Here is an 8,015-nt window from a genome sequence, read left to right as displayed (position 1 = left end):
GTACCTTCGCGCGTTACCTGCTGTCTCGCGCGGCGCTGCACGATCCCGAGTTGCTGATATTTTAGAGCTAACGCGCCGCACAGGCCGTTCTTCAGCCCGTGGAGCGCTTGATTGTAGAGCGTCAACCTCCTTGGCCGCTACCGACAACCAAATTGGCCGGTTTTGACCGCTGCGTTCTTCGTTGATGTTACTGTGCGGTTTCCTCCTCGAGCTTGTCGCTGATGTTGTCGCTGGAGGCTGTCGGCGGAGCGACAGTCTCGGGTGATTGTCGGGTGACTGCAGCTCGCCGGCGGTAGCTGTCCCCATTCATCTCCAGGATGGTCGCGTGGTGGACCAGCCTGTCGATCGCGGCAACAGTGACAGCCTGATCAGGAAAGACGCTGCCCCAGGCACTGAAGGGCTGATTGGCGGCGATCGCGAGGCTCTTGGTCTCGTAGCGCCGGGCGATGAGTTCGAAGAGCACGGAGCTCTCGGCCTGATCCTTCTGCGCGTAGGTGATGTCGTCGAGAATGATCAGGTCGAACTTGTCGAGCTTTGCCAGAGCAGCCTCGAGGGCGAGGTCGCGTCGGGCGGCCTGGAGCCGCTGCACCATATCAGTGGTGCGGGTGTAGAGGACCCGCCGCCCGGCTTCGACCAGGGCATGTCCGATGGCGCAGAGGACATGGGTCTTCCCGGCGCCGGAATTGCCGATGGCGATCAGGTTGGCGCCGGTCTCGACCCAGTCTCCGGCGGCGAGCGCCTCGATGCGTGCCCTTGGGACGCCTGCCAAGGCCTTGAAGTCGAAGGTTGCGAGCGTCTTTCCCCCGGGCAGCCCGGACTCGCGCAGGTGGCGCTGGATGCGCCGTGCGTCACGGTCGGCGAGCTCGATTTCGGCCAAGGCAGCAAGGAAGCGGGACGCGGGCCAACCCTCGGCATCGGCACGCCCGGCCAGCGCGGGCCAGTGCCGCTGGATGCTGGGGAGGCGCAGCGCAGTGAGCATGGCGGGCAGCGCATGCACGTCGACGGGGCGTGGCACGGGCACGGTCATCCGCCGACGCACCCGCAAACAGCATTCGGCGGAGGAAAAGATCCGCATCGTGCTTGAGGGGCTTCGCGGCGAGGAGAGCATAGCCGAGCTTTGCCGGCGCGAGGGGATTGCGACGAGCCTGTACTACAGTTAGTCCAAAGAGTTTCTCGAGGCTGGCAAGAAGCGGCTTGCTGGTGACACGGCGCGCCAGGCGAGCAGCCCGGAAGTGAAGGTCCTGCGGGCTGAGGCCAGCGCGCTGAAGGAGGCCTTGGCAGAGGCCACCCTTGAGAACCGGCTGCTCAAAAAAAGTATGATCGGGGATGGGGGAGACCACGAATGAGGTACCCTGCATCCGAAAAGCTCGAGATTATCCGGCTCGTCGAGAGATCACATCTGCCGGCGGCGCGCACGCTGGAGATGTTCGGTATTCCGAAGACAACCTTCTATCGTTGGTACGACCGATACCGATCCCTTGGCGAGGCAGGTCTCGAGGATCGCCGACCCCATCCGGGTCGGGTCTGGAACCGCATCCCTGATGATGTCCGGCAGGATGTGGTCGGCTTGGCGCTGGAGGAGCCCGAACTCTCTCCACGGGAGCTTGCGGTGCGCTTCACAGATACGAAGAAGTACTTTGTCTCAGAGGGTGAGGCAGACCAGAGAACGATCCAGTGGATGGTTGTCCTGCCGAACGGGTATCGCATCCTCAAGGCGCACGACCTGATCCCGAGCCCTGCCTTCATCGTGGTCAAGGCTGCGGACGAGTTCCGCGATAAGACGAGCCGGCCAAACCAGCTATGGCAGACCGACTTCACGTACCTGAAGGTGATCGGTTGGGGTTGGTACTATCTGAGCACCATCCTGGATGACTTCAGCCGATATGTAATCGCCTGGAAGCTCTGCACGACCATGCGGGCCGAAGATGACGAGACCTTGTTCGCCATTGGTTCAAGAACAATGGTCGAGTGACACACTCCAGCTCGCGCTGGAGGCGTCCGGTTGCGACCAGCCGACCGTGCTACACCGACCACGACTTCTCAGCGACAACGGCTCGTCCTACATCGCAGGTGATCTCGCAATCTGGCTGGAGGACAAGCAGATGGAGCATGTGCGCGGGGCCCCCAACCATCCGCAGACGCAGGGCAAGATCGAACGCTGGCACCAGACCCTGAAGAACCGCATCCTGCTGGAGAACCACTACCTCCCCGGCGCACTCGAGGCCGCGATCGAGACCTTCGTCGACCACTACAACCATCAACGCGTCCATGAGAGCCTCGGAAACGTCACCCCAGCCGACGTCTACTTCGGTCGCGCCAAAGCCATCTTAGCCGAACGAAGGAGGATCAAGTCCGACACCATCCGCCAGCGCCGCTTGCTCAACCGAACCCAGGCGGCATAACCTCGAACTGAACGAGCCAGACCCTCCTGACCGGCAGAGCATTCCCGGTCCCAAATTATTTGATGACGGACACTTCCTGGCCGCTGCCGGGAACGAGACGATCAAGGATGACCTGCTCGACGGCATCACTGTCGCTGAAGTGGGCGAGGGTCGCGACTACAAGGTGCACCTTGATGGCTACAACATCCTGCCATTGCTGACCGGTGAAACTGAGGAGAGCCCGCGAAAGGAGATCTTCTATTTCTCCGACGATGGCGATCTGATGGCTCTGCGCTATGCCGATTGGAAGATCACCTTCCTGGAGCAAAAGGCTTGGAGCACGTTCCGCGCCTGGATCGAGCCGCTGACGCCCCTGCGCACGCCGCTGATCTTCAACCTGCGCCGCGATCCCTACGAGCGTGGCTACCGGACCTCGAACACCTACTACGACTGGATGCTCGACCGCGCCTACATGCTGGTGCCGGCACAGTCCTACGTGGCGAACTTCCTCGAAACCTTCCAGGAATTCCCGCCGCGTCAAGAAGCGGCCTCCTTCAGCCTCGACAAGGTTATGGAGAAGCTCTCGCAAGCAGGCGGCACGCAATGACCGCTGGCTCGTGATGTTTGAGAACGTCGGCCCTGTACCGCAAGCGCAGGGCCGGCCCCCAATTCCACCACCCCGAATTATTCCGAAAGGTCGTTTCTCATGCGCCTGTTGACCGCTACCACCTGCCTAACGCTTCTGGCCGTTGCTGCGTACGCCGACCCACTACCGTCCTGGAATGATACCGAGGCGAAGTCGGCGATCATTGAGTTTGTGGAGACGGTCACCGACCCGGCCTCAGAGGACTTCGTTCCTCAAGCAGACCGCATTGCCACTTTCGACAACGACGGCTGCCTCTGGGCTGAACAGCCGGTCTACTTCCAACTCCTCTACGCCATCGACGTGCTGAAGGAGAAGGCCGGGAGCGACCCTTCGATCCTGACCTCGGATGCCCTGAAGGCAGGCGCAGAGGGCGACCTCGAAGGCATCCTTGCGGGCGGCATGGAGGGGCTTCTCGAGGTGATCAACGTCTCTCACTCGGGCGTCACCGTCGAAGACTTCCAGTCCAGCGCAGGCGCGTGGCTGGAAAGCGCCGTACACCCATCGACGGAAATGCCCTTCGGCGAGATGATCTACCAACCAATGCTCGAGCTGCTGGCCTACCTGCGCGACGAGGGTTTTGCGACCTACATCGTCTCGGGCGGCGGCATCGACTTCATCCGAGCCTTTGCCGAGGACACCTACGGCATCCCGCCGTGGCAGGTGGTCGGGACCGAGGGCGACACCACTTACGCGGCCGACGGCGACGCGCCGACACTGATCAAGAACGGCGGCATCACGTTCCTCGATGACAAGGAAGGCAAGCCGGTCGGGATTGTGCGCCACATCGGGCAGCGCCCGATCTTCGCGGCGGGCAACTCGGATGGCGACTTCCAGATGCTCGAATACACCACGGCAGGCGATGGTGCCCGGTTCGGAATGCTGGTCCATCACACCGACGCGGATCGGGAGTTTGCTTATGACCGGGACAGCCATGTCGGCCAACTCGCGCGCGGCCTCGACGAGGGAGAAGACCGCGGTTGGCTGATCGTCGACATGGCACAGGATTGGAGCAAGGTATGGCCCGGGAAGTGATCCTGGGCGCCACGCTTCTGGCCGCGATAGGACTTTGTCTGGTGATCTCGGCTTTGGCGGAAAGCCCTGTCAACTCTCGTTCATTCCCAGGCCTTCGACTGGAGTGAAATGGGGGACCGGGTGGGCGGATTCTGCCCCCCTCCGTATCGCTGAAAATGCCATCGTAGGCCTTGTGCCCTATCGCTCCAAGCCCTCGCGTTGCAAAGGGCATATACTCCCGCAAAAGGGAGGCTTGCGATCCGGCAGCGCGCGCTGAGAATCCCTATTCTCGCGCACCTCATTCGATGGCATGCTCGATCGTCACTGAGAGGGTGCGGCGGGCCGAGAGCCCGCGCCACCTGCGCCTTGCCGACGGCGCCTTTCCAGCGCGGCGTTTATCCGGGTGCCTCCCATGCTTTTCGATCTCGGCTCCTACGCGCCTCAGGGCGCCCTTCTTCTGGTGGCTGCCGTCTTTGCCCTGTTCCTGACCGAGCGCTTCGCTGCCGAAGTCACCGCCCTTGGCGGTGTGGCCGTGGCGCTGCTGCTCGGCCTCGTGAGCACCGACGATGTGGTCAAGGCGTTGAGCAACTCCGCCCCGGCCACCATCGGCGCGATGTTCGTGCTGAGCGCCGCGCTGGTGCGCACCGGGGTGCTCGAGGCGGTGGCCGAATGGCTGGGGCGCGGCATGCTACGGCATCCGCGGCGCACGATCCTGCTCTTCTTTGCGCTGGCGGCGATTGCCTCGGCTTTCATGAACAACACGCCGGTGGTGATGATCCTGATCCCGGTGGTCTTCGGACTGGCCCGCCAGCTTGGCACCAGCGCCTCGCGGTTCCTCATGCCGCTCAGCTTCGTGGTGATCATGGGAGGCACCTGCACGCTCATCGGCACCTCGACAAACATCCTTGTGGACGGGGTCGCGCGCGATCTCGATCTCGCGCCTTTCTCGCTGTTCGAGATTGCCCCCCTCGGCATCGCGCTGGCTTTGCTGGGCAGCCTCTTTCTCGCCGTGGCCGCGCCGCGCCTGCTGCCCGAGCGGTTGGCGCTGGCCGAGATGCAAGCGCCGCGTAGCGGAAGGTCATGGCGGGTCGAGCTTTTCGTGCCCGCGACCTCGCCGCTGATCGGCCGGAAGGTGAGTGACATTTCCGATTTCCGGCGCAGCGCCACCCGGCTGGTGGACCTGATCCGCGAAGATGTCTCGCTGCGGCACAACCTTCAGGCGGAGGTGCTGCACCCCGGCGACCGGGTGGTGCTGCATACCTCCGACGCGGAGGTTGCGGGCTACCGGGGCGAGAGCTCGCGCAGCCTTGCCATTCCCGGTCTCGAGCGGGCAAACGCACGGCGTCATCAAGTGGTCGAAGCATTGGTGAAGGACCGCAAGGGCGCGGTCGCGGAACTTGGCTGGCGGCGCAGCCACGGCGTTTACCCCATCGCCCTGCACCGCAAGGGCAGCGCGCGAGACCTGATGGAGGACCGGCTGCAGCTGAACCCGGGCGATACGGTGCTTCTGGATGGGCCCGCCGAGGACATCGCGCGGCTCGCGCGGGACGAGGATCTGATCCTGCTGGCGCCGCTGCAGGCCCGCGCGTTCCGGCGCAGCAAGGCGCCTATCGCGCTGGCGGTGCTGGCCATGGTCGTGCTGGGCGCGGCGCTGGAGCTTGCGCCGATATTGCCGCTGGCGATCATCGGCGCGGCCATCGTACTGCTGACCCGCTGCGTCGAGCCGGACGAGGGCATCGGAGCCATCGACGGCCGCCTGCTGCTGCTGATCGTCAGCATGCTGGTGCTGGGCACCGCGATGGAGCGCAGCGGGGCCATGACGCTGATCGTGAGCGGGCTGTCGGGGCCGCTGGCGCAGCTCAGCCCAATCCTCGCGCTCGCACTGATCTACGCGGTGACCTCGGCGCTGACCGAGGTGGTGACCAACAACGCTGTCGCGGTGATCATGACCCCGATTGCCGTCGGTGTGGCACAGGCGCTCGGCCTCGACCCGCGGGCCTTCGTCGTGGTCGTCATGTTCGGCGCCAGCGCCAGCTTCGCGACCCCGATCGGCTATCAGACCAACACGATGGTCTACAACGCCGGCGGCTACCGCTTCACCGACTTCCTGCGTCTGGGCCTGCCGATGAACATCATGGCCGGCGTGGTGACGGTGCTGCTGGCCCCGGTGTTCTGGCCGCTGCAGCCGTAGGGGCTCAGGGCCAGAGCAGGTAGAGATAGGCGCCGTAGCCGGCGAGCAGCGCCAGCCCTTCCCAGCGGTCGATGCGGCGCGCGGTCGCTGCGAAGACCACGAGCAAGGCGCTTACGCCCACCATCAGCGGCGCATCGAAGGCGGTGATCTCGGACGGCACCGCTCCCGGCGCGATCAGCGCCGTGGTGCCCCCGATGCCGAGGATGTTGTACATGTTGGAGCCGACGATATTGCCGAAGGCCACATCCCCCTGCCGCTTCAGCGCGGCGATCACCGAGGTCACAAGCTCTGGCATCGACGTGCCGACCGCAACGATGGTCAGGCCGATCACCGTCTCGCCGATGCCAAAGGCACGCGCCAGCGCGACGGCCCCATCGACCAGCAACGCGCCGCCGAGCACCACGAGGCCAAGCCCAGCAAGAGCAAGCAGCAGCGGCAGGATCAGCCCCCGGCGACGTGAGGGGGCGCCAAGGCCCGGATCGGCCTGTAGCAGCGCAGCGCTCTTATCGTGGATCGCGCCATGCTCGCCCGTTGTGCGCTCCTGCCGGATGACCATGACGATATAGGCGACGAGACCCGCGACAAAACCCGCGCCCAGAAGGCGGCCCATGGGCAGCGCGAGCGCCAGCGCCGCGAAGAGCGCCGCCACCCCGAGCATCAGCGCCGCATCACGCCGGAGCGCGGCCTCGGCGACGATCACCGGGCAGATCAACGCCGAGATGCCGCCGATCAGCAGGATGTTGGCAATGTTGGAGCCGACGATATTGCCATAGGCAATGCCGGGCGAGCCGCTGAGCCCGGCCTGCACCGAGGTCACAAGCTCCGGCATCGAGGTTCCAAAGCCGACGAGCGTGAGGCCGATGACCAGAGGTGAGACACCCAGCCGCTCCGCGGCCTGCACCGCGCCTCGCACCAGCAACTCACCGCCAGCAACCAGCAACACAAACCCCGCGATAAGCGGCAGCCAAGTCTCGAACATGTTGAACTCCGACGCCGATCAGCCGGCGCATCGCGGATGCAAGTGGCGATGCATGTGATGGCCTTCAAGGGCCGGGAAGTCAGCTCGTTGAGGAATTCACTGCCTCACGGGATTGCCGAGCTGAGGCAATCAAGAAAGCTTCGGCCCAGAAGGTCTACTCTTGCAGCATACGCGAACTCCCTGATCGCCTGAACTTCGCGAAAGGGCGCTGAGCCGTCGTGCGACGGCGCAGAGAGAGCCGCGGCTTCGCGGACTTTCCTGACTTTCGCTGTGACTGCGCGGTGTGAGATTTGTGCAGTGGCCCCACGGCGATCCTGAGATCGGTGCCGTCAGGCAGCCTCATAGCTGGAGAAGATTTCCGTCCTGCCATCTCCGAGGATCAGGAACACATCGTAGGCTTCCCGCTCATCCTCTGGCCCCATGCCCGGTGATCCGTAAGGCATCCCGGGCACGGCGAGACCGACGGCATCGGGGCGCTCGGATAGCAGTCGTCGAATGTCGGCCGTCGGCACGTGTCCTTCGATCATGTAGCCCTCGATTTCGCCGGTGTGGCAGGAGGTCATGTTCTGGGGGATGCCGTTCTCGAGCTTGTGCCGGATCAGGAGGGTGCCGAAGCTGCGCTCGGTGGTGACCGCGAAGCCGTCATCCTTCAGGATCTCGATCCAAGCGGTGCAGCAGCCACAATTGGGATCTTTCAGGACGTGGATTGCCGGAGAGCTTTGGGACAGACCGGCGGTCGGCCCTGTCGCGGCGAAGCACGCGGCGGAAGCCATCATGGCGCGGCGGGTGAGGATCATCGGTGTCTCC

The 8,015-nt window shown here is 64.3% G+C and carries 5 protein-coding genes and 2 pseudogenes; 4 read left to right on the top strand and 3 right to left on the bottom strand.

The window, feature by feature from the left end:
* Positions 1-187: 187 nt before the first annotated feature.
* The gene (gene istB / locus BM397_RS27135) at positions 188-1,027 is read right to left on the bottom strand and encodes an IS21-like element helper ATPase IstB (protein WP_092430956.1); all 840 of its coding nucleotides are present in this window, start codon (positions 1,025-1,027) and stop codon (positions 188-190) included.
* On the opposite strand from istB, the pseudogene BM397_RS27130 reads away from it, so the two are divergent.
* The 4 genes and pseudogenes from BM397_RS27130 (at position 978) to BM397_RS27115 (ending at position 6,229) form a co-directional block, all read left to right on the top strand.
* Positions 978-2,402: pseudogene (locus tag BM397_RS27130) on the top strand (IS3 family transposase). The gene istB and the pseudogene BM397_RS27130 sit on opposite strands and share 50 nt — an antisense overlap.
* Positions 2,403-2,475: 73 nt before the next feature.
* Positions 2,476-2,988, top strand: a pseudogene (locus tag BM397_RS27125) (arylsulfatase); the annotation flags it as partial.
* 99 nt (positions 2,989-3,087) lie between these two features.
* Entirely contained in the window at positions 3,088-4,059 is a 972-nt protein-coding gene (locus BM397_RS27120) for an HAD family hydrolase (protein ID WP_092430952.1), read from the top strand.
* Between the two features lie 391 nt (positions 4,060-4,450).
* Entirely contained in the window at positions 4,451-6,229 is a 1,779-nt protein-coding gene (locus BM397_RS27115) for an SLC13 family permease (protein WP_092430951.1), read from the top strand.
* A 4-nt stretch (positions 6,230-6,233) separates the two neighbouring features.
* Here BM397_RS27115 and BM397_RS27110 read toward each other — a convergent pair whose 3' ends face one another.
* Complete coding sequence (locus BM397_RS27110) at positions 6,234-7,208, bottom strand: calcium/sodium antiporter (protein ID WP_092430950.1); 975 nt, start codon at positions 7,206-7,208, stop codon at positions 6,234-6,236.
* Positions 7,209-7,537: 329 nt separating this feature from the next.
* A complete protein-coding gene (locus tag BM397_RS27105; protein ID WP_092430948.1) occupies positions 7,538-8,005 on the bottom strand; it encodes a DUF411 domain-containing protein in 468 nt (155 codons plus the stop codon).
* Positions 8,006-8,015: the final 10 nt, after the last annotated feature.

Source organism: Alloyangia pacifica, from assembly GCF_900116195.1.
GTDB lineage: Bacteria > Pseudomonadota > Alphaproteobacteria > Rhodobacterales > Rhodobacteraceae > Salipiger > Salipiger pacificus.
Note: the sequence above shows the minus strand (reverse complement) of the source record. Positions and strands in the feature narration are given on the sequence as shown.